General features: G+C 55.0%; 1 protein-coding gene. It reads right to left on the bottom strand.

The annotated features are described in order from the left end of the window. A partial coding sequence (locus tag F0155_RS23250) for a tyrosine-type recombinase/integrase (RefSeq protein ID WP_150526942.1) occupies positions 1-674 on the bottom strand: 674 nt, incomplete at both ends.

The raw sequence follows: 674 nt of genomic DNA, 5'->3' as shown, positions 1-674 counted from the left end.
TTGTGATCCCGCAAACACTTCGTCAGGGTCATGTCGCTGATCGGGGTGTTCTTGCGGGAGGGGAATACAAGAGCTGTATCAGGAGAAGCCGCGCTCTGCAGATCCGCAAAAAGGCTTACAAGATACGGTGACAGCGGAACGCGGTGGAGAGCTTTTGCCTTCATGCGCTGGGCGGGCAATACCCAGACACCATTTTGAAGATCCAGCTCTGACCACTCCATCAATCGAACTTCTGCAGATCGGGCAGCCGTCAGGATCAGAACCTCAAGCATGATCTTCGCTTTGGTTCTAAGTCCCTGCCTCAAGACCGTTTGAACAAAGTTCGGAATATCTCGCCACGGGACGGCAGGTTGATGTGCAACGCGTTCCCGCTTGCCCGGTTGCTTGGGCAGAAGCTGATCAACGACACCGACGGGACTGGCAAGCACATACCCCCTGGCCGCACTCCATTTCATGACAGCATCACATCGCTGCTTGACGCGGCTGGCGGTCTCAGCCTTCTCCAGCCATATGGGTTTCAGTACTCTGGCGAAGTCCGCCGCGGTCAGTTCAGAAACCAGAGATCTTCCCAATACAGGGAACACATATTGCTCAAGCGTGTTAATCCACTGGTCCGCGTGTTTGGCGTTCTTGAACCCTGACTTCTTGTCCTCATGAACCTGCCGGGCAGCTTC

Source organism: Roseibium sediminis, assembly GCF_008711325.1.
GTDB lineage: Bacteria > Pseudomonadota > Alphaproteobacteria > Rhizobiales > Stappiaceae > Roseibium > Roseibium sediminis.
This window is presented reverse-complemented; position numbering and strand designations above follow the sequence as displayed.